Origin of the sequence: Klebsiella sp. P1954, from assembly GCF_018199955.1 — a bacterium.
Lineage (GTDB): Bacteria > Pseudomonadota > Gammaproteobacteria > Enterobacterales > Enterobacteriaceae > Klebsiella > Klebsiella pneumoniae.
In genome coordinates, this window is sequence record NZ_CP073373.1 from 3,627,172 (window position 1) to 3,645,965 (window position 18,794).

General features: G+C 59.9%; 18 protein-coding genes. 7 read left to right on the forward strand and 11 right to left on the reverse strand.

All coding sequences use genetic code 11. The annotated features are described in order from the left end of the window. From lsrB to lsrG, 3 genes are read left to right on the forward strand one after another with little or no spacing between them, the layout of a single operon-like run. Window positions 1–1,002, forward strand: coding sequence for an autoinducer 2 ABC transporter substrate-binding protein LsrB (gene lsrB / locus KB890_RS17410; protein WP_004181388.1), 1,002 nt, complete (start codon window positions 1–3; stop codon window positions 1,000–1,002). Window positions 1,003–1,013: 11 nt separating this feature from the next. Continuing rightward, complete coding sequence (gene lsrF / locus KB890_RS17415) at window positions 1,014–1,901, forward strand: 3-hydroxy-5-phosphonooxypentane-2,4-dione thiolase (protein WP_002917724.1); 888 nt, start codon at window positions 1,014–1,016, stop codon at window positions 1,899–1,901. Further along, window positions 1,898–2,194, forward strand: a complete 297-nt coding sequence (gene lsrG, locus KB890_RS17420) for a (4S)-4-hydroxy-5-phosphonooxypentane-2,3-dione isomerase (protein ID WP_004181386.1) — start codon at window positions 1,898–1,900, stop codon at window positions 2,192–2,194. The genes lsrF and lsrG overlap by 4 nt, the downstream gene beginning before the upstream one ends. 46 nt (window positions 2,195–2,240) lie before the next feature. Here lsrG and ygjG read toward each other — a convergent pair whose 3' ends face one another. Together ygjG and KB890_RS17430 are read right to left on the reverse strand one after the other, a co-directional pair. Next, the gene (ygjG, locus tag KB890_RS17425; protein ID WP_004174227.1) at window positions 2,241–3,620 is read right to left on the reverse strand and encodes a putrescine aminotransferase; all 1,380 of its coding nucleotides are present in this window, start codon (window positions 3,618–3,620) and stop codon (window positions 2,241–2,243) included. Between the two features lie 257 nt (window positions 3,621–3,877). After that, a complete protein-coding gene (locus KB890_RS17430) occupies window positions 3,878–4,432 on the reverse strand; it encodes a PadR family transcriptional regulator (protein ID WP_004181384.1) in 555 nt (184 codons plus the stop codon). 237 nt (window positions 4,433–4,669) lie between these two features. Between KB890_RS17430 and KB890_RS17435 the strand changes: the two genes are divergently transcribed. Next, window positions 4,670–5,446, forward strand: a complete 777-nt coding sequence (locus KB890_RS17435) for a siderophore-interacting protein (protein ID WP_004144829.1) — start codon at window positions 4,670–4,672, stop codon at window positions 5,444–5,446. 156 nt (window positions 5,447–5,602) lie between these two features. Here the strand turns inward: KB890_RS17435 and KB890_RS17440 are convergent, their stop codons facing one another. From KB890_RS17440 to KB890_RS17460, 5 genes are all read right to left on the reverse strand, one after another. Further along, window positions 5,603–7,252 carry a glycerone kinase gene (locus KB890_RS17440; RefSeq protein ID WP_020324490.1) on the reverse strand — a complete coding sequence of 550 codons (1,650 nt, stop codon included), beginning with the start codon at window positions 7,250–7,252 and terminating at the stop codon, window positions 5,603–5,605. A 75-nt stretch (window positions 7,253–7,327) separates the two neighbouring features. Next, complete coding sequence (gene dhaM, locus KB890_RS17445; protein ID WP_016947452.1) at window positions 7,328–8,749, reverse strand: dihydroxyacetone kinase phosphoryl donor subunit DhaM; 1,422 nt, start codon at window positions 8,747–8,749, stop codon at window positions 7,328–7,330. A 10-nt stretch (window positions 8,750–8,759) separates the two neighbouring features. Beyond that, a complete protein-coding gene (gene dhaL / locus KB890_RS17450; RefSeq protein ID WP_004181378.1) occupies window positions 8,760–9,392 on the reverse strand; it encodes a dihydroxyacetone kinase subunit DhaL in 633 nt (210 codons plus the stop codon). Between the two features lie 10 nt (window positions 9,393–9,402). Continuing rightward, complete coding sequence (gene dhaK, locus KB890_RS17455; protein WP_002917682.1) at window positions 9,403–10,473, reverse strand: dihydroxyacetone kinase subunit DhaK; 1,071 nt, start codon at window positions 10,471–10,473, stop codon at window positions 9,403–9,405. Between the two features lie 155 nt (window positions 10,474–10,628). Beyond that, on the reverse strand, window positions 10,629–10,814 hold the full coding sequence (locus KB890_RS17460) for a hypothetical protein (protein WP_020324489.1): 186 nt from the start codon (window positions 10,812–10,814) through the stop codon (window positions 10,629–10,631). A gap of 269 nt (window positions 10,815–11,083) precedes the next feature. Between KB890_RS17460 and KB890_RS17465 the strand changes: the two genes are divergently transcribed. Both KB890_RS17465 and dhaR read left to right on the forward strand, forming a co-directional pair. Then, entirely contained in the window at window positions 11,084–12,181 is a 1,098-nt protein-coding gene (locus tag KB890_RS17465) for a glycerol dehydrogenase (RefSeq protein WP_002917681.1), read from the forward strand. 101 nt (window positions 12,182–12,282) lie between these two features. After that, window positions 12,283–14,208, forward strand: coding sequence for a dihydroxyacetone kinase operon transcriptional regulator DhaR (dhaR, locus tag KB890_RS17470; protein ID WP_002917680.1), 1,926 nt, complete (start codon window positions 12,283–12,285; stop codon window positions 14,206–14,208). Here the strand turns inward: dhaR and KB890_RS17475 are convergent. Genes KB890_RS17475 through KB890_RS17490 form a run of 4 tightly spaced genes read right to left on the reverse strand, consistent with a single transcriptional unit; the run spans window position 14,186 to window position 16,704 of the window. Further along, entirely contained in the window at window positions 14,186–14,716 is a 531-nt protein-coding gene (locus KB890_RS17475) for a cob(I)yrinic acid a,c-diamide adenosyltransferase (RefSeq protein WP_019704946.1), read from the reverse strand. The two genes, dhaR and KB890_RS17475, sit on opposite strands and share 23 nt — an antisense overlap. Next, complete coding sequence (locus KB890_RS17480) at window positions 14,717–15,070, reverse strand: glycerol dehydratase reactivase beta/small subunit family protein (RefSeq protein ID WP_002917678.1); 354 nt, start codon at window positions 15,068–15,070, stop codon at window positions 14,717–14,719. A 20-nt stretch (window positions 15,071–15,090) separates the two neighbouring features. Next, window positions 15,091–16,254 carry a 1,3-propanediol dehydrogenase gene (dhaT, locus tag KB890_RS17485; protein ID WP_004150927.1) on the reverse strand — a complete coding sequence of 388 codons (1,164 nt, stop codon included), beginning with the start codon at window positions 16,252–16,254 and terminating at the stop codon, window positions 15,091–15,093. Between the two features lie 21 nt (window positions 16,255–16,275). After that, on the reverse strand, window positions 16,276–16,704 hold the full coding sequence (locus tag KB890_RS17490) for a GlcG/HbpS family heme-binding protein (protein WP_022631433.1): 429 nt from the start codon (window positions 16,702–16,704) through the stop codon (window positions 16,276–16,278). A 413-nt stretch (window positions 16,705–17,117) separates the two neighbouring features. Here KB890_RS17490 and KB890_RS17495 point away from each other — a divergent pair, with 413 nt between their 5' ends. Then, window positions 17,118–18,785: a propanediol/glycerol family dehydratase large subunit gene (locus tag KB890_RS17495; protein ID WP_002917676.1), complete on the forward strand. Its 1,668-nt coding sequence runs from the start codon at window positions 17,118–17,120 to the stop codon at window positions 18,783–18,785. The last annotated feature ends 9 nt before the right edge of the window (window positions 18,786–18,794 follow it).

Sequence of the window (18,794 nt, forward strand, 5' to 3'; positions counted from 1 at the left end):
ATGAAATTAAAACTGATCGTGCTGGCGCTGGCGATGAGCGTGGTTACCGCGCAGGCGGCGGACCGCATCGCCTTTATTCCTAAGCTGGTCGGCGTCGGCTTCTTTACCAGCGGCGGCAACGGCGCGAAAGAGGCGGGGAAAGCGCTGGGCGTGGATGTCACCTATGACGGTCCCACCGAGCCCAGCGTCTCCGGCCAGGTGCAGCTTATCAACAACTTCGTCAACCAGGGCTACAACGCGATTATCGTTTCCGCTGTCTCGCCGGACGGCCTGTGTCCGGCGCTGAAGCGGGCGATGCAGCGCGGGGTGAAAGTCCTGACCTGGGATTCCGATACCAGGCCGGAGTGCCGCAGCATCTATATCAACCAGGGCACGCCGCAGCAGCTCGGCGGCCTGCTGGTCGAGATGGCGGAAAAGCAGGTCAGCAAACCTGCCGCCAAAGTCGCGTTTTTCTACTCCAGCCCGACGGTGACCGACCAGAACCAGTGGGTGAAGGAAGCCAAAGCCAAAATCGAAAAAGAGCATCCGCAGTGGCAAATCGTCACCACCCAGTTTGGCTATAACGATGCCACCAAATCGCTGCAAACCGCCGAGGGGATCTTAAAAGCCTATCCGGATCTCGACGCCATTATCGCGCCGGATGCCAATGCGCTGCCGGCGGCGGCGCAGGCGGCAGAGAACCTCAAGCGTCAGGGCGTGGCGATTGTCGGCTTTAGTACGCCGAACGTGATGCGTCCGTACGTTGAGCGCGGCACGGTGAAAGCGTTCGGCCTGTGGGATGTGGTTCAGCAGGGCAAAATTGCGGTTAACGTCGCCGATCGATTGCTGAAAAAGGGCGATCTTAACGTGGGCGACAGCGTTGAGGTGAAAGATATCGGCTCGCTGAAGGTCGAACCGAACAGCGTGCAGGGCTACCAGTATGAGGCGAAGGGCAACGGTATCGTGCTGCTGCCGGAGCGCGTGGTGTTCAGCAAAGAGAACATCAACAACTACGACTTCTGACGGAGGATGAGATGGCAGATTTAGACGATATCAAAGAGGGGAAGGACTTCGGTATTGACCGCCCGCAGCAGAATACGCTGTATACCCTGAAAGGCTGCGGCTCGCTGGATTGGGGCATGCAGTCGCGGCTGGCGCGCATCTTTAATCCGCACAGCAACCGCACGGTGATGCTGGCCTTCGATCACGGCTACTTCCAGGGGCCAACCACCGGGCTGGAGCGTATCGACCTGTCGATTGCGCCGCTGTTTGCCGACACCGACGTGCTGATGTGCACCCGCGGCGTACTGCGCAGCCAGGTACCGGCGGCCACCAATAAGCCGGTGGTGCTCCGCGCCTCCGGCGGCAATTCGATTTTGAGCGAACTCTCCAACGAATGCGTGGCGGTGGCGATGGAAGACGCGCTGCGGCTCAACGTATGCGCGGTGGCGGCGCAGGTCTATATCGGCAGCGAATACGAACATCAGTCGATCAATAACATCATCAAACTGGTGGACGCCGGCAATCGCTACGGTATGCCGGTCCTGGCGGTTACCGGCGTCGGCAAAGAGATGACCCGCGATGCGCGCTACTTCTCGCTGGCCAGCCGGATTGCCGCCGAAATGGGGGCGCAGTTTGTGAAGACCTATTTCGTTGAGGAAGGCTTTGAAAAAGTGACCGCCAGCTGTCCGGTGCCGATCGTTATCGCCGGCGGTAAAAAACTGCCGGAGCATGAGGCGCTGGAGATGTGCTGGCGGGCGATCGACCAGGGCGCGTCCGGGGTGGATATGGGGCGCAACATCTTCCAGTCCAGCGCCCCGCGCGCGATGCTGAAGGCGGTGAAAAAGGTGGTGCATGAGAATCTGAACGCGCGCGAAGCGTATCAGTTCTGGCAGGAAGAAAAACAGGGAGAGCTGAAATGAACGTCACGCTAGTGGAGATCAATATTAAACCCGAGCGGGTGGATGAGTTTCTCGAGGTGTTTCGCGCCAACCACGAGGGCGCGCTGCGGGAGCCAGGCAACCTGCGCTTTGATGTCCTGCAGGATCCCGAGGTGAAAACCCGCTTTTTTATCTACGAAGCCTATAAAGACGATGAGGCGGTGCTGGCGCATAAGAAGACGCCGCACTATTTAGCCTGCGTCGAAAAGCTGGAGGAGATGATGTCGCAGCCGCGGCAGAAGCGCAGCTTTATCGGCCTGTTACCGCAGGTGTGAGGGTTATCCTTCACCCTCTCAGAGGGAGAGGGTGAAGGACACTTTATTACGCTTCTTCGACCGAAACGCGCAGGGCCGCCAGCGCCTTGCGCGCCGCCTTCAGCACCTGTTCGCACTGCTCAAGGGTGAGCGTCAGCGGCGGTTCAATGCGGATCGTCTTGGCGTTGTTTAACGTCCCGGCGACCAGCACCCGCTGTCTGAACATCTCGCTGGCAAAGTCGTAGCCAATCTCGTTATCGACAAACTCAATGGCCATCAGCATGCCTTTCCCGCGCACTTCATTCACCAGGTCCGGATACTCCTGCGCCAGCAGGCGGAAACCGTCCAGCAGCATATCGCCTTTCTGCGCCGCCTGCGCCGGCAGGTTTTGCGTCAGCAGCACGTTGATCGTCGCCAGCGCCGCCGCACAGGCCAACGGGTTGCCGCCGAAGGTGGTGGTGTGCAGGAACGGGTTATCGAAGAGCACCGAGAAGACCTCTTCCGTCGCCACCGTCGCGCCGATCGGCATCACACCGCCGCCGAGCGCTTTCGCCAGACACAGAATGTCCGGCTGGACGTTCTCATGCTCGCAGGCGAACATCTTGCCGGTGCGGCCCATGCCGGTCTGCACTTCGTCGAGGATCAGCAACGCGCCAAACTCGTCGCACAGTTTACGCACCGCCGGCAAATACCCCGTTGGCGGGAGGATCACGCCCCCTTCGCCCTGAATCGGCTCGAGGATCACCGCCGCGACGTCGTCGCCGGTTTTCTTGCACTCGCTCAGCATGGTGCGCATGGCGTTGATATCGCCGAACGGCACGTGGCGGAAGCCCGGCAGCAGCGGCATAAACGGCTTGCGGAAGGTCGACTTGGCGGTGGCCGACAGCGCGCCCAGCGATTTACCGTGGAACGCGCCGCTGGTGGCGATGAAGGTAAATTTACCGCGCGGCGACTGATAGGCTTTCGCCAGCTTGATGGCCGCCTCTACCGATTCGGTACCGCTGTTGCAGAAGAAACTGTACTTTAGTTTCCCGGGCGTTAAGGCTGCCAGGGTTTTCGCCAGCATCGCGCGTAGCGGGTCCAGCAGCTCCTGACTGTGAAGCGGTTGTTTCGCGAGTTGATTCTCGACGGCGGATACCACAACTGGATTACGGTGCCCTACATTGAAGATGCCAAACCCACCAAGGCAGTCGATAAACTCCTGTCCCTGGGTGTCGACAAGCGTATTTAACCCTCCCGCTTGCCACTCTACGGCTCCGTAATCCCCGCCGGCTGTGACCGATTTTCGATACTCTAAAAACCCCGGATTCACATGCTCTTTAAAGTATTCTCTCACCTCCTGGTTAAGTGCTTTCATTTCCTCATGATCAAGCGTGCGCTTTTCAATGAGATTCAGTGCGTGTGCGCTGCAGGCCAGAGCCGATGCGCTGGAAGGTAACCTGTTCAAAATGTGCTCCTGGGGCGGACGTATCACACGATACTGGATTAAGTATTGCAGGGATTACGCCAGTTCGGCAGAAGCGGTGAAAATCGGGATAAATGCAAAGCAAAAGACGAATTGTGTAAAATTTAATCTCATTGCGCCACTATTGGCACGTTTTATTCCTGAGCTGACGAGATTTTCTGCCTGGCGGCAATAGACGGGGCGATCCGCCGTGGTGCGGGCTGCCCCAGCGCGGGGCAGCCGGTGGTGGAAAAAGAGGCTTAGTCGAGCTGAGAGATCTCCATCGCCGCCCGGTCAATAATGCCGATGATCTGCTTGAGCTGGGCGGCACTGCTGGCCTGCTGGTTCACTTTCAGGTCGAGGACCGCTTTGAAGTTTTCCAGCGCGCGCTTCATCTGCGGATCGCGGCGCAGCTCGCAGCCGACCATCCGCGCCTGCAGACGCTCCTGGATATGGGCCAAGTGCTCCTGGTTCTCGGCGTGCAGCTGTTTTCCTTCCTCGCTGATAACGATTTTTTTACGTCCGTTGTCATCTTCCACGCTGATAAGGCCCTGGTCCTGGAGCAGATCCAGCGTCGGGTAGATTACCCCCGGGCTGGGGCTGTAGTTCCCCTGGGTAAGCGTTTCGATCTCTTTGATCAGCTCATAGCCATGGCTGGCGCTGCGGCTGAGGATATCCAGAATGATCAGCCGCAGTTCACCGTGGCCAAAGAAACGCTGGCGACGTCCGCCGCCGCGGCGGCCATGGTCGCCGTGTTCGCTGGGGTCACCGTGGCGCCCGCGTGGCCCACGCCCCTCTTCATGATGATGTCGCATGGTTACCTCCTGCTGTTTTTGATATATCTAATTTATATCTAAAAAATTAATGTTCGCAATGCTGGTTGCTATTTATTTTTTAATATATTGATATATATGTAATTATTTTCTGATTGTGGATTTTGATGCGGTTTGTTTTGACTATATCAAAAAAAGACTTGCATTCTTTTTAGTTGGCAATCATTATCATTTGCATCAAGTTTAGATATATCTATTTACCGTTCACGAAGGCAATCGATGATGACAAAAACCAAAGCAGACAAGTACCCGCAGCGTGTCCGCAATGAGCTGCGTTTCCGTGAGCTGACGGTGCTGCGCGTGGAGCGCGCAGGCGCGGCGTTCCAGCGTATCGTGCTGGGAGGCGAGGCGCTGGAAGGCTTCGCTTCTCACGGCTTTGACGACCATACCAAGCTTTTTTTCCCCGAGCCGGGCGCGGCATTTACCCCGCCGCAGGTGACCGAGGAGGGGATTGACTGGGGCGAGGGCGTGCGGCCTGCCACCCGTGACTATACGCCGCTGTACGATGCCGAACGTCACGAGCTGGCTTACGATTTCTATATCCACGATGGCGGTATCGCCAGCCGTTGGGCGCTGGAAGCAAAAGTGGGCGATAAGCTGGTGATCGGCGGCCCGCGCGGCTCGCTGGTGGTGCCGGAAGATTATGCCTGGCAGCTGTATGTTTGCGATGAGTCCGGCATGCCGGCGCTGCGCCGTCGTCTGCTGGGATTACGCCAGCTGCCGGCGAGGCCGCAGGTGACGGCCATCGTTACTATCGCCGATGCGTCGTATAAAGATTATCTGGCGGATCTCGACGGCTTTAACATCGAGTGGGTGGTGGGCCACAATCCGGCCTTCGTCGCCGAGCGTCTGGCGCAGGTGAAGGTGCCGGCGGAGGATTATTTTATCTGGCTGACCGGCGAAGGCGCGGTGGTGAAATCGCTGCTGGCGCGCTTTGAAGACGAGAGCATCGATCAGCAGCTGGTGCGTTCCCAGGCGTACTGGCACAGCAAGTAAAAAGCCGTCGTGGTAAAGCCCGGATAGCGGCGCGTCGCGCCTTATCCGGGCTACCGGCGGTGCCGTTTTTTTGTCGGGTGGCGGCTTACGCCTTACCCGACCTGCTATTCGGCGGTGTTACGTCGCCCCGGTAAGCGCAGCGCCACCGGGGAAGGCTTAGCGTTCCGCCAGCGCCTTAAACACCATCGCCACCGCGTGGGCGCCGGGGTCCATGTTGCCGAGCAGGCTATCGCTGTTGAGATAGGACGCGCGTCCGGCGCCGGCTTTGCTTGACTGGCAGGTGCGATCCGCCCCGGCCTGCGCCGCGGCGAAAGCGGCCTGCAGATTCTCCGGTTCGGCCAGCAGCGCCGCCAGGGCCGGCTGCAGAGCGTCGATCATCGTCCGGTCTCCCTCATCGGCGCCGCCGTAAAACTTCATCTGTTCCAGACCGGCGTTCAGCGCCTCGGCCACGCTGGCGCCTTGCCCCAGCTTCTGCCCGGCAGCGGTGAAGAAGATAGACATCAATACCCCGCTGGAGCCGCCCATCACCACCGTCAGGCGTTCGCCGATCAGCGCGAAGAGCGTTGGCAGATCGTTCAGCGGCAGCTGCTGACGCTCGAGCCGCTCGGCAATTTCACGCGCCCCGGCGGCGAAGGTGGAGCCGGTATCGCCGTCGCCTACTTTGGCATCCAGCGCGTTGAGATGTTCTTCAAGATCGATGAGGGCGCCGGTCACCTGCGCCACGTAATCGCCCACCTGTGGGTTGGCCGAGGGCGTAAAATCCACCCGGGCGCTGTCGAGGGTGGACGGCACGACGTTGATAGTCCGCGGCTGCACCGGCTTCTGCCAGCTGGCGGTTTCCACATCCGAAAGCAGCGCTTTCTCAATACTCTCCTCCAGCACGATGGTGGTCAGCGAGAAGCCTTTCATATCCAGCGCTGTCACCAGCGAGGCCGGGCCTATTAACCAGTCAATGCGCGCCTGCAGCGGGGTGTTGGCCAGCTCGCGGGTCAGGATCGCCATCTCAGCCACCGACACGCCGCCGAGGTTATTGAGCATCACCGCCAGGCGGCCGGTTTCCGGTAGGGCGGCGGTCAGTTTTTCCACCATCAGGTTAACGATTTCCGCACTGTTTTGCGTGGCGATCGTCGAGGCGCCCGGCTCTCCGTGGATGCCCATTCCCAGCTCGGCGTGACCGGCCTGATGGCGCGGCGCGCTGTCGGCTTCCTGCGGCAGGTGGCAGCTGGCCAGCGCCACCCCGATGCTGGCGGTATGGCTGGCGGCGTATTGCGCTTCACGCAGGACGGTGGCGAGGTTGAAGCCGTGCTCGGCGAAATAGCCAGCCACTTTATGCACCAGAATGGTCCCGGCGATGCCGCGCGGCTGTTTGTTATCCGGCAGCGAAATATCGTCGCCGACGATCAGCATCTCCACGTTGTAGCCGAGTCGGCGCGCTTTCTCCGCCGCCAGACCGAAGTTAAGCCGATCGCCGGTGTAGTTTTTGACGATCAGCAGGCAGCCCGCCTCGCCGGTCACTGCCTGAATGGCGGTGAGCACCGCGTCGACGCTCGGCGAGGCGAACAGATCGCCGCAGACCGCGGCGGTCAGCATGCCTTTACCAATAAAGCCGACGTGCGCCGGTTCATGGCCGGCGCCGCCGCCGGAGATCACCGCCACGTTGTTTTTATTCAGATCGCGACGGACCACCACCCGGATCGCCGGGTCGCTCTCCAGACGGGCGAGGTTATTCCACGGGCTGGCGATAATGGTACCCTCAATCACATCGTTGACGAGGCTGGCGCGCTGGTTAAAAAAGAATTGAGACATAGTGGTTCCTGAAGAGTAAGCGAAAACTCACCCTCCGGAGGCAGGCCCCCGGAGCGGTAACGGTCAACGTGAATTTTAGTCACGGATAAGGCGCTGGTGGCGCATATCGAGCACGATAGTCTCGCCGGGCTGCACGCTGTTCAGCGCCTCGCCCTGCTGGCTCAGCCAGGCGATCCCCGCCGCGCGGGCGATAATCGCGCCGTGAGCCTGTTCGCTGCCATCGCGCAGGCACAGGCCTTTAACGAAGCTGGCATCCAGCTGTAAGACGGTTGAGGGATAAATGTTGTCGGCAATAATAATTGTTGGCTCGCCGGGCGTCGGCACTCTCTCCTGAACGCCCTGCAGATGGCGCAGGGTGCGCTGCAAAATATCTTCGATATCGATATAGCGCGCCTGCAGGTAGGGGTCATCCAGCTGGCGATACTGCTGGCTGAGCTCCATCAACACCTGATGCCATGCCCATTCCGCCGAGCATTGTTCGGTGAGCAGGCGATCGTTGGCGGCATCAAACAGATCGTCATCGTCGAGCAGGGTGTGGTGCCCGGCGAAGATCGCCGCGATATCGGCGTGAAATTTATTTTCCGCCAGCTCGGTCAGGGCGATAAGATCCGCCAGCGTCTGGTCAATGGCCTGGCGCAGGCGCTGCTGCTCGCGGGCGGCATCGGCGGCAGCCGGGCGGAGCGGCTGGATCAGGGCCAGCGGATAGCGCAGGGCAGCGCCTTCGACGCGCTCGGGCGTTGCCGGAGCCGCTGCCGGTTGCGCCGCAGGCGATTCACCGAAGTTATCGGCGGCCAGCGCCTGAAACGCCGCCAGCGCCGCGTCGGCATCCGGACCGCGGGCCAGCAGGCGCAGCTTATCGTTGCGGCGGACCTGCAATAGCGCGATTTGGTTGAGGCTGTCCGGTTTGACGCACTTCCCGTTTTTCTCCAGCAGCAGATCGGCGTTAAAGCCCGCCAGCGCGGCGACCAGCTTCGACGCCGGACGCACGTGCAGGCCGTTGTGATTGTTAATAATGACTGACACCGATTTTGTGTCGCCGTCGTCGGCAAGCATCGGCGCCGGCGCGGCGTCAGAAGTTGGCGAAGGTAAACCCAGCTGAACCCGCTTGGCCTCCAGGGCGCTCATGGCGTCGGCGATCACCTTGTCGATCCCCGCGCCGGAGGCAGCGCTGACGGTGGCCGCCAGCGTCCCTTCCACCAGCGGCGCGGCGCACAGTCGCACCTTCGCGGCAATCGCCGGATCGAGCAGATCGAGGGCGGTTTCGGCGCTGAGCAACGCGCTGCCGATATCCATCATCACCAGCACGTGATCGGTATCGGCCACGGATTCGATCGCCTCCATGACTTTAAGCGGATCGGTGCCGATCGGGCTGTCGGGATCGTCGATCCCGGCGGCGATCGCCAGTTTGCAGCCATCGTTGATTAACATCTGCCGGGCCAGTTCTCCGACACCTTCGCCCAGCCGGGCGCTATGAGAAACAATAACCAGGTTTACCATCGCAATTTCCTTACTCTTTGGCGGCGGCGGCCAGCATCTGAACCATAAACAGCACCGAGGTCGCGCCGGGATCCTGATGTCCGATGCTGCGCTCGCCGAGATAGCTGGCGCGGCCTTTACGCGCCTGCATAGTGATGGTGGCGTGGGCCGCACGCTCGGCCACTTCGCAGGCTGCATCCAGCGCGGCGGCGATCGACAGGTGCTGCTCGCTGGACTGGCGCAGGGAGTCCACCACCGGCAGCCAGACGTCGCACATGGTTTTATCCCCTGGCTCCGCTTTGCCGCGATTGACGACACCGTCCGCACCTTCGCGGATCATCAGGTACAGCTCGTCGAGCGTCAGGCTCTGGTGGGCCTGGGTCACCTGCGCGGCGCGAATGAAGAAGGTGCCAAACAGCGGGCCGCTGGCGCCGCCGACGTTGGAGAGCAGCGTCATGCCGGTGTTTTTGAGGATAAAGCCAATATCTTTATCGGCAATCGACGGCAGCTTTTCGACCACTTTACTGAAACCGCGGTGCATATTGAGACCGTGGTCGGCGTCGCCAATCTCTTTATCGAGGCCGGTGAGAAAATCGCTCTCTTTGGTGAAAATATCGCCGCAGCGGTACAGCCAGTCGACGATTTGCGTTCTGTTCAGTGACATGTCGTGCTCCTTAGTTTCCCCAGTTCAGCGCCGGGGTGTGAACCGGGGCGTCCCATAGCGTCAGCGTCTCGTCATCCACTTTCAGCAGAGTGATGGAGAAGCCCGCCATATCCAGCGAAGTACAGTAGCTGCCGATGAGGTTGCGTTCGATGATGATGCCGGACGCTTCGCAGCGCTGGGCGAGGCGGTTATACACACCATACAGTTCGGAAAGCGGAGTGGCGCCGAGGTTATTAACCAGCGCGATAACCCGGTCGCCGTTTTGCAGCGCGGTTTTGCTCTGCTGCACTTCCTGCCACGCGCCCTTGACGGTATCCCACTGGCGCAGCGTGCGGCTGTAAGCGCCGTTTTCCAGCAGGGTATCGAACATCTCATCGACGGTTTGGTCCAGCGAGCTGAAGCGGCGGCGGTCGATGCCCGGCTCGCCGTGAATGCCGACGCCGAACTCCATCTCGTCATCTTTCAGCGTAAAGGAGGGTTGCCCGGCAGCCGGTACGGTGCAGGCGCCGAGGGCGATACCAATCGAGTGGCCGAGATTGTTCAGGCGGCGGCCCAGTTCAGCGCAGGCTTCCAGCGAGTCGCCGCGCTCGGCGGCGGCGCCGACCAGTTTTTCGATCAGTACGGTGTTGGCGACGCCGCGACGACCGGCGGTATAGAGGCTGTCTTTCACCGCCACGTCGTCGTCGACCACCACGGTGGTGACTTTAATGCCGCTCTCATGCAGCAGCTCGGTGGCGGTCTCAAAATTCAGGATGTCGCCGGTATAGTTTTTGATAATCAGCAAGACGCCTTCGCCGCCGTCAATTTGCATCGCGCATTCAAACATTTTGTCCGGTGTCGGCGAGGTGAAGATTTCCCCCGGACAGGCGCCGGAGAGCATGCCCTGGCCGATATAGCCGCAGTGCATCGGTTCATGTCCGCTGCCGCCGCCGGAGAGCAGGGCCACCTTGCCAGCCACCGGCGCGTCGGTGCGGGTCACATACAGCGGGTCCTGATGCAGGGTCAGCTGCGGATGGGCTTTAGCCAGCCCCTGTAATTGTTCATTCAGTACATCTTCAACACGGTTAATCAGCTTTTTCATTATTCAGTGCTCCGTTGGAGAAGGTTCGATGCCGCCTCTCTGCTGGCGGAGGCGGTCATCGCGTAGGGGTATCGTCTGACGGTGGAGCGTGCCTGGCGATATGATGATTCTGGCTGAGCGGACGAAAAAAAGAATGCCCCGACGATCGGGTTTCATTACGAAACATTGCTTCCTGATTTTGTTTCTTTATGGAACGTTTTTGCTGAGGATATGGTGAAAATGCGAGCTGGCGCGCTTTTTTTCTTCTGCCATAAGCGGCGGTCAGGATAGCCGGCGAAGCGGGTGGGAAAAAATTTTTTGCTGATTTTCTGCCGACTGCGGGAGAAAAGGCGGTCAAACACGGAGGATTGTAAGGGCATTATGCGGCAAAGGAGCGGATCGGGATCGCAATCCTGACAGAGACTAGGGTTTTTTGTTCCAATATGGAACGTAAAAAATTAACCTGTGTTTCATATCAGAACAAAAAGGCGAAAGATTTTTTTGTTCCCTGCCGGCCCTACAGTGATCGCACTGCTCCGGTACGCTCCGTTCAGGCCGCGCTTCACTGGCCGGCGCGGATAACGCCAGGGCTCATCATGTTTACATGCGCACTTATTTGAGGGTGAAAGGAATGCTAAAAGTTATTCAATCTCCAGCCAAATATCTTCAGGGTCCTGATGCTGCTGTTCTGTTCGGTCAATATGCCAAAAACCTGGCGGAAAGCTTCTTCGTCATCGCCGACGATTTCGTAATGAAGCTGGCGGGAGAGAAAGTGGTGAATGGCCTGCAGAGCCACGATATTCGCTGCCATGCGGAACGGTTTAACGGCGAATGCAGCCATGCGGAAATCAACCGTCTGATGGCGATTTTGCAAAAACAGGGCTGCCGCGGCGTGGTCGGGATCGGCGGTGGTAAAACCCTCGATACCGCGAAGGCGATCGGTTACTACCAGAAGCTGCCGGTGGTGGTGATCCCGACCATCGCCTCGACCGATGCGCCAACCAGCGCGCTGTCGGTGATCTACACCGAAGCGGGCGAGTTTGAAGAGTATCTGATCTATCCGAAAAACCCGGATATGGTGGTGATGGACACGGCGATTATCGCCAAAGCGCCGGTACGCCTGCTGGTCTCCGGCATGGGCGATGCGCTCTCCACCTGGTTCGAGGCCAAAGCTTGCTACGATGCGCGCGCCACCAGCATGGCCGGAGGACAGTCCACCGAGGCGGCGTTGAGCCTCGCCCGCCTGTGCTATGATACGCTGCTGGCGGAGGGCGAAAAGGCCCGTCTGGCGGCGCAGGCCGGTGTAGTGACCGAAGCGCTGGAGCGCATCATCGAGGCGAACACTTATCTCAGCGGCATTGGCTTTGAAAGCAGTGGCCTGGCCGCCGCCCACGCAATCCACAACGGTTTCACCATTCTTGAAGAGTGCCACCATCTGTATCACGGTGAGAAAGTGGCCTTCGGTACCCTGGCGCAGCTGGTGCTGCAGAACAGCCCGATGGACGAGATTGAAACGGTGCTGGGCTTCTGCCAGCGCGTCGGCCTGCCGGTGACGCTCGCGCAGATGGGCGTCAAAGAGGGGATCGACGAGAAAATCGCCGCGGTGGCGAAAGCCACCTGCGCGGAAGGGGAAACCATCCATAATATGCCGTTTGCGGTGACCCCGGAGAGCGTCCATGCCGCTATCCTCACCGCCGATCTGTTAGGCCAGCAGTGGCTGGCGCGTTAATTCGCGGTGGCTAAACCGCTGACCCAGGTCAGCGGTTTTTCTTTCTCCCCTCCGGCAGTCGCTGCCGGAGGGGTTCTCTATGGTACAACGCGGAAAAGGATATGACTGTTCAGACTCAGGATACCGGGAAGGCGGTCTCTTCCGTCATCGCCCAGTCATGGCACCGCTGCAGCAAGTTTATGCAGCGCGAAACCTGGCAAACGCCGCACCAGGCCCAGGGCCTGACCTTCGACTCCATCTGTCGGCGTAAAACCGCGCTGCTCACCATCGGCCAGGCGGCGCTGGAAGACGCCTGGGAGTTTATGGACGGCCGCCCCTGCGCGCTGTTTATTCTTGATGAGTCCGCCTGCATCCTGAGCCGTTGCGGCGAGCCGCAAACCCTGGCCCAGCTGGCTGCCCTGGGATTTCGCGACGGCAGCTACTGCGCGGAGAGCATTATCGGCACCTGCGCGCTGTCGCTGGCCGCGATGCAGGGCCAGCCGATCAACACCGCCGGCGATCGGCATTTTAAGCAGGCGCTACAGCCATGGAGTTTTTGCTCGACGCCGGTGTTTGATAACCACGGGCGGCTGTTCGGCTCTATCTCGCTTTGCTGTCTGGTCGAGCACCAGTCCAGCGCCGACCTCTCCCTGACGCTGGCCATCGCCCGCGAGGTGGGTAACTCCCTGCTTACCGACAGCCTGCTGGCGGAATCCAACCGCCACCTCAATCAGATGTACGGCCTGCTGGAGAGCATGGACGATGGGGTGATGGCGTGGAACGAACAGGGCGTGCTGCAGTTTCTCAATGTTCAGGCGGCGAGACTGTTGCATCTTGATGCTCAGGCCAGCCAGGGGAAAAATATCGCCGATCTGGTGACCCTCCCGGCGCTGCTGCGCCGCGCCATCAAACACGCCCGCGGCCTGAATCACGTCGAAGTCACCTTTGAAAGTCAGCATCAGTTTGTCGACGCGGTGATCACCTTAAAACCGATTGTCGAGGCGCAAGGCAACAGTTTTATTCTGCTGCTGCATCCGGTGGAGCAGATGCGGCAGCTGATGACCAGCCAGCTCGGTAAAGTCAGCCACACCTTTGAGCAGATGTCTGCCGACGATCCGGAAACCCGACGCCTGATCCACTTTGGCCGCCAGGCGGCGCGCGGCGGCTTCCCGGTGCTACTGTGCGGCGAAGAGGGGGTCGGGAAAGAGCTGCTGAGCCAGGCTATTCACAATGAAAGCGAACGGGCGGGCGGCCCCTACATCGCCGTCAACTGCCAGCTATATGCCGACAGCGTGCTGGGCCAGGACTTTATGGGCAGCGCCCCTACCGACGATGAAAATGGTCGCCTGAGCCGCCTTGAGCTGGCCAACGGCGGCACCCTGTTTCTGGAAAAGATCGAGTATCTGGCGCCGGAGCTGCAGTCGGCCCTGCTGCAGGTGATTAAGCAGGGCGTGCTCACCCGCCTCGACGCCCGGCGCCTGATCCCGGTGGATGTGAAGGTGATTGCCACCACCACCGTCGATCTGGCCAATCTGGTGGAACAGAACCGCTTTAGCCGCCAGCTGTACTATGCGCTGCACTCCTTTGAGATCGTCATCCCGCCGCTGCGCGCCCGACGCAACAGTATTCCGTCGCTGGTGCATAACCGGTTGAAGAGCCTGGAGAAGCGTTTCTCTTCGCGACTGAAAGTGGACGATGACGCGCTGGCGCAGCTGGTGGCCTACTCATGGCCGGGGAATGATTTTGAGCTCAACAGCGTCATTGAGAATATCGCCATCAGCAGCGACAACGGCCACATTCGCCTGAGTAATCTGCCGGAATATCTCTTTTCCGAGCGGCCGGGCGGGGATAGCGCGTCATCGCTGCTGCCGGCCAGCCTGACCTTTAGCGCCATCGAAAAGGAAGCTATTATTCACGCCGCCCGGGTGACCAGCGGGCGGGTGCAGGAGATGTCGCAGCTGCTCAATATCGGCCGCACCACCCTGTGGCGCAAAATGAAGCAGTACGATATTGACGCCAGCCAGTTCAAGCGCAAGCATCAGGCCTAGTCTCCTCGATACGCGCCATGGAGAACAGGGCATCCGACAGGCGATTGCTGTAGCGTTTGAGCGCGTCGCGCAGCGGATGCGCGCGGTCCATGGCCGTCAGCAGGCGTTCGAGCCGACGGGACTGGGTGCGCGCCACGTGCAGCTGGGCAGAGGCGAGATTCTTTCCCGGGATCACGAACTGTTTTAACGGGCCGCTCTCGGCCATATTGCGGTCGATAAGCCGCTCCAGGGCGGTGATCTCCTCTTCGCCGATCGTCTGGCTCAGGCGGGTCAGGCCCCGCGCATCGCTGGCCAGTTCAGCCCCCAGCACGAACAGCGTCTGCTGAATATGGTGCAGGCTTTCCCGGAGCCCGGCGTCGCGGGTCGTGGCGTAGCAGACGCCCAGCTGGGATATCAGTTCATCGACGGTGCCGTAGGCCTCGACGCGAATATGGTCTTTCTCGATGCGGCTGCCGCCGTACAGGGCGGTGGTGCCTTTATCCCCGGTGCGGGTATAGATACGATACATTCAGTTTCTCTCACTTAACGGCAGGACTTTAACCAGCTGCCCGGCGTTGGCGCCGAGCGTACGCAGATGATCGTCGCTATCGGTGACGTGTCCGGTAGCCAGCGGCGCGTCCGCCGGCAGCTGGGCATGAGTGAGGGCTATCTCGCCGGACGCGCTGAGCCCAATACCCACCCGCAGGGGCGAGCTTCTGGCCGCCAGGGCGCCCAGCGCAGCGGCGTCACCGCCTCCGTCATAGGTTATGGTCTGGCAGGGGACCCCCTGCTCCTCCAGCCCCCAGCACAGCTCATTGATGGCGCCGGCATGGTGCCCGCGCGGATCGTAAAACAGGCGTACGCCTGGCGGTGAAAGCGACATTACGGCCCCCTCGTTAACAGTCAGAATGCCTGGCGGAAAATCGCGGCAATCTCCTGCTCGTTGCCTTTACGCGGGTTCGAGAACGCATTGCCGTCTTTCAGAGCCATCTCCGCCATGTAGGGGAAGTCGGCCTCTTTTACCCCCAGATCGCGCAGATGCTGCGGAATACCGATATCCATCGACAGACGCGTGATAGCGGCGATGGCTTTTTCCGCCGCGTCGAGAGTGGACAGTCCGGTGATATTTTCGCCCATCAGTTCAGCAATATCGGCGAATTTCTCCGGGTTGGCGATCAGGTTGTAGCGCGCCACATGCGGCAGCAGGACAGCGTTGGCCACGCCGTGCGGCATGTCGTACAGGCCGCCCAGCTGGTGCGCCATGGCGTGCACGTAGCCGAGGTTGGCGTTATTGAAAGCCATCCCGGCCAGCAGAGAAGCATAGGCCATGTTTTCCCGCGCCTGCAGATTGCTGCCGAGGGCCACGGCCTGGCGCAGGTTGCGGGCGATGAGGCGGATCGCCTGCATGGCGGCGGCGTCCGTCACCGGGTTAGCGTCTTTGGAGATATAGGCCTCTACGGCGTGGGTCAGGGCATCCATCCCGGTCGCCGCGGTCAGGGCGGCCGGTTTACCGATCATCAGCAGCGGATCGTTGATAGAGACCGACGGCAGGTTGCGCCAGCTGACGATCACAAACTTCACTTTGGTTTCGGTGTTGGTCAGGACGCAGTGGCGGGTGACCTCGCTGGCGGTGCCGGCGGTGGTATTGACCGCGACGATAGGCGGCAGCGGGTTGGTCAGGGTCTCGATTCCGGCATACTGGTACAGATCGCCCTCATGGGTGGCGGCGATGCCGATGCCTTTGCCGCAATCGTGCGGGCTGCCGCCGCCCACGGTGACGATGATGTCGCACTGTTCGCGGCGAAATACGGCGAGGCCGTCGCGCACGTTGGTGTCTTTCGGGTTCGGCTCGACGCCGTCAAAGATCGCCACCTCGATCCCGGCCTCCCGCAGATAATGCAGGGTTTTGTCCACCGCGCCATCTTTAATTGCCCGCAGGCCTTTGTCGGTGACCAGCAGGGCTTTTTTCCCCCCCAGCAGCTGGCAGCGTTCGCCGACTACGGAAATGGCGTTGGGGCCAAAAAAGTTAACGTTTGGCACCAGATAATCAAACATACGATAGCTCATAATATACCTTCTCGCTTCAGGTTATAATGCGGAAAAACAATCCAGGGCGCACTGGGCTAATAATTGATCCTGCTCGACCGTACCGCCGCTAACGCCGACGGCGCCAATTACCTGCTCATTAAAAATAACTGGCAGGCCGCCGCCAAAAATAATAATTCGCTGTTGGTTGGTAAGCTGCAGACCGTACAGAGATTGTCCTGGCTGGACCGCTGGCGTAATTTCATGGGTACCTTGCTTCAGGCTGCAGGCGCTCCAGGCTTTATTCAGGGAAATATCGCAGCTGGAGACGAAGGCCTCGTCCATCCGCTGAATAAGCAGCGTGTTGCCTCCGTGGTCAACCACGGAAAACACTACCGCCACCTTGATCTCAGTGGCTTTTTTTTGCACCGCCGCCGCCATTTGCTGGGCGGCAGCCAGGGTGATTGTCTGAACTTGTTGGCTCTTGTTCATCATTCTCTCCCGCACCAGGATAACGCTGGCGCGAATAGTCAGTAGGGGGCGATAGTAAAAAACTATTACCATTCGGTTGGCTTGCTTTATTTTTGTCAGCGTTATTTTGTCGCCCGCCATGATTTAGTCAATAGGGTTAAAATAGCGTCGGCAAAACGTAATTAAGGGCGTTTTTTATTAATTGATTTATATCATTGCGGGCGATCACATTTTTTATTTTTGCCGCCGGAGTAAAGTTTCATAGTGAAACTGCCGGTAGATTTCGTGTGCCAAATTGAAACGAAATTAAATTTATTTTTTTCACCACTGGCTCATTTAAAGTTCCGCTATTGCCGGTAATGGCCGGGCGGCAACGACGCTGGCCCGGCGTATTCGCTACCGTCTGCGGATTTCACCTTTTGAGCCGATGAACAATGAAAAGATCAAAACGATTTGCAGTACTGGCCCAGCGCCCCGTCAATCAGGACGGGCTGATTGGCGAGTGGCCTGAAGAGGGGCTGATCGCCATGGACAGCCCCTTTGACCCGGTCTCTTCAGTAAAAGTGGACAACGGTCTGATCGTCGAGCTGGACGGCAAACGCCGGGACCAGTTTGACATGATCGACCGGTTTATCGCCGATTACGCGATCAACGTTGAGCGCACAGAGCAGGCAATGCGCCTGGAGGCGGTGGAAATAGCCCGCATGCTGGTGGATATTCACGTCAGCCGGGAGGAGATCATTGCCATCACTACCGCCATCACGCCGGCCAAAGCGGTCGAGGTGATGGCGCAGATGAACGTGGTGGAGATGATGATGGCGCTGCAGAAGATGCGTGCCCGCCGGACCCCCTCCAACCAGTGCCACGTCACCAATCTCAAAGATAATCCGGTGCAGATTGCCGCTGACGCCGCCGAGGCCGGGATCCGCGGCTTCTCAGAACAGGAGACCACGGTCGGTATCGCGCGCTACGCGCCGTTTAACGCCCTGGCGCTGTTGGTCGGTTCGCAGTGCGGCCGCCCCGGCGTGTTGACGCAGTGCTCGGTGGAAGAGGCCACCGAGCTGGAGCTGGGCATGCGTGGCTTAACCAGCTACGCCGAGACGGTGTCGGTCTACGGCACGGAAGCGGTATTTACCGACGGCGATGATACTCCGTGGTCAAAGGCGTTCCTCGCCTCGGCCTACGCCTCCCGCGGGTTGAAAATGCGCTACACCTCCGGCACCGGATCCGAAGCGCTGATGGGCTATTCGGAGAGCAAGTCGATGCTCTACCTCGAATCGCGCTGCATCTTCATTACCAAAGGCGCCGGGGTTCAGGGACTGCAAAACGGCGCGGTGAGCTGTATCGGCATGACCGGCGCTGTGCCGTCGGGCATTCGGGCGGTGCTGGCGGAAAACCTGATCGCCTCTATGCTCGACCTCGAAGTGGCGTCCGCCAACGACCAGACTTTCTCCCACTCGGATATTCGCCGTACCGCGCGCACCCTGATGCAGATGCTGCCGGGCACCGACTTTATTTTCTCCGGCTACAGCGCGGTGCCGAACTACGACAACATGTTCGCCGGCTCGAACTTCGATGCGGAAGATTTTGATGATTACAACATCCTGCAGCGTGACCTGATGGTTGACGGCGGCCTGCGTCCGGTGACCGAGGCGGAAACCATTGCCATTCGCCAGAAAGCGGCGCGGGCGATCCAGGCGGTTTTCCGCGAGCTGGGGCTGCCGCCAATCGCCGACGAGGAGGTGGAGGCCGCCACCTACGCGCACGGCAGCAACGAGATGCCGCCGCGTAACGTGGTGGAGGATCTGAGTGCGGTGGAAGAGATGATGAAGCGCAACATCACCGGCCTCGATATTGTCGGCGCGCTGAGCCGCAGCGGCTTTGAGGATATCGCCAGCAATATTCTCAATATGCTGCGCCAGCGGGTCACCGGCGATTACCTGCAGACCTCGGCCATTCTCGATCGGCAGTTCGAGGTGGTGAGTGCGGTCAACGACATCAATGACTATCAGGGGCCGGGCACCGGCTATCGCATCTCTGCCGAACGCTGGGCGGAGATCAAAAATATTCCGGGCGTGGTTCAGCCCGACACCATTGAATAAGGCGGTATT

Excerpts from the sequence above, each read along its gene's own strand:
- lsrB (WP_004181388.1), top strand. The coding sequence starts at position 1 with ATGAAATTAAAACTGATCGTGCTGGCGCTGGCGATGAGCGTGGTTACC.
- lsrF (WP_002917724.1), top strand. The coding sequence starts at position 1,014 with ATGGCAGATTTAGACGATATCAAAGAGGGGAAGGACTTCGGTATTGAC.
- lsrG (WP_004181386.1), top strand. The coding sequence starts at position 1,898 with ATGAACGTCACGCTAGTGGAGATCAATATTAAACCCGAGCGGGTGGAT.
- KB890_RS17430 (WP_004181384.1), bottom strand. The coding sequence starts at position 4,432 with ATGCGACATCATCATGAAGAGGGGCGTGGGCCACGCGGGCGCCACGGT.
- KB890_RS17435 (WP_004144829.1), top strand. The coding sequence starts at position 4,670 with ATGATGACAAAAACCAAAGCAGACAAGTACCCGCAGCGTGTCCGCAAT.
- KB890_RS17440 (WP_020324490.1), bottom strand. The coding sequence starts at position 7,252 with ATGTCTCAATTCTTTTTTAACCAGCGCGCCAGCCTCGTCAACGATGTG.
- dhaM (WP_016947452.1), bottom strand. The coding sequence starts at position 8,749 with ATGGTAAACCTGGTTATTGTTTCTCATAGCGCCCGGCTGGGCGAAGGT.
- dhaL (WP_004181378.1), bottom strand. The coding sequence starts at position 9,392 with ATGTCACTGAACAGAACGCAAATCGTCGACTGGCTGTACCGCTGCGGC.
- dhaK (WP_002917682.1), bottom strand. The coding sequence starts at position 10,473 with ATGAAAAAGCTGATTAACCGTGTTGAAGATGTACTGAATGAACAATTA.
- KB890_RS17465 (WP_002917681.1), top strand. The coding sequence starts at position 11,084 with ATGCTAAAAGTTATTCAATCTCCAGCCAAATATCTTCAGGGTCCTGAT.
- dhaR (WP_002917680.1), top strand. The coding sequence starts at position 12,283 with ATGACTGTTCAGACTCAGGATACCGGGAAGGCGGTCTCTTCCGTCATC.
- KB890_RS17475 (WP_019704946.1), bottom strand. The coding sequence starts at position 14,716 with ATGTATCGTATCTATACCCGCACCGGGGATAAAGGCACCACCGCCCTG.
- KB890_RS17480 (WP_002917678.1), bottom strand. The coding sequence starts at position 15,070 with ATGTCGCTTTCACCGCCAGGCGTACGCCTGTTTTACGATCCGCGCGGG.
- dhaT (WP_004150927.1), bottom strand. The coding sequence starts at position 16,254 with ATGAGCTATCGTATGTTTGATTATCTGGTGCCAAACGTTAACTTTTTT.
- KB890_RS17490 (WP_022631433.1), bottom strand. The coding sequence starts at position 16,704 with ATGAACAAGAGCCAACAAGTTCAGACAATCACCCTGGCTGCCGCCCAG.
- KB890_RS17495 (WP_002917676.1), top strand. The coding sequence starts at position 17,118 with ATGAAAAGATCAAAACGATTTGCAGTACTGGCCCAGCGCCCCGTCAAT.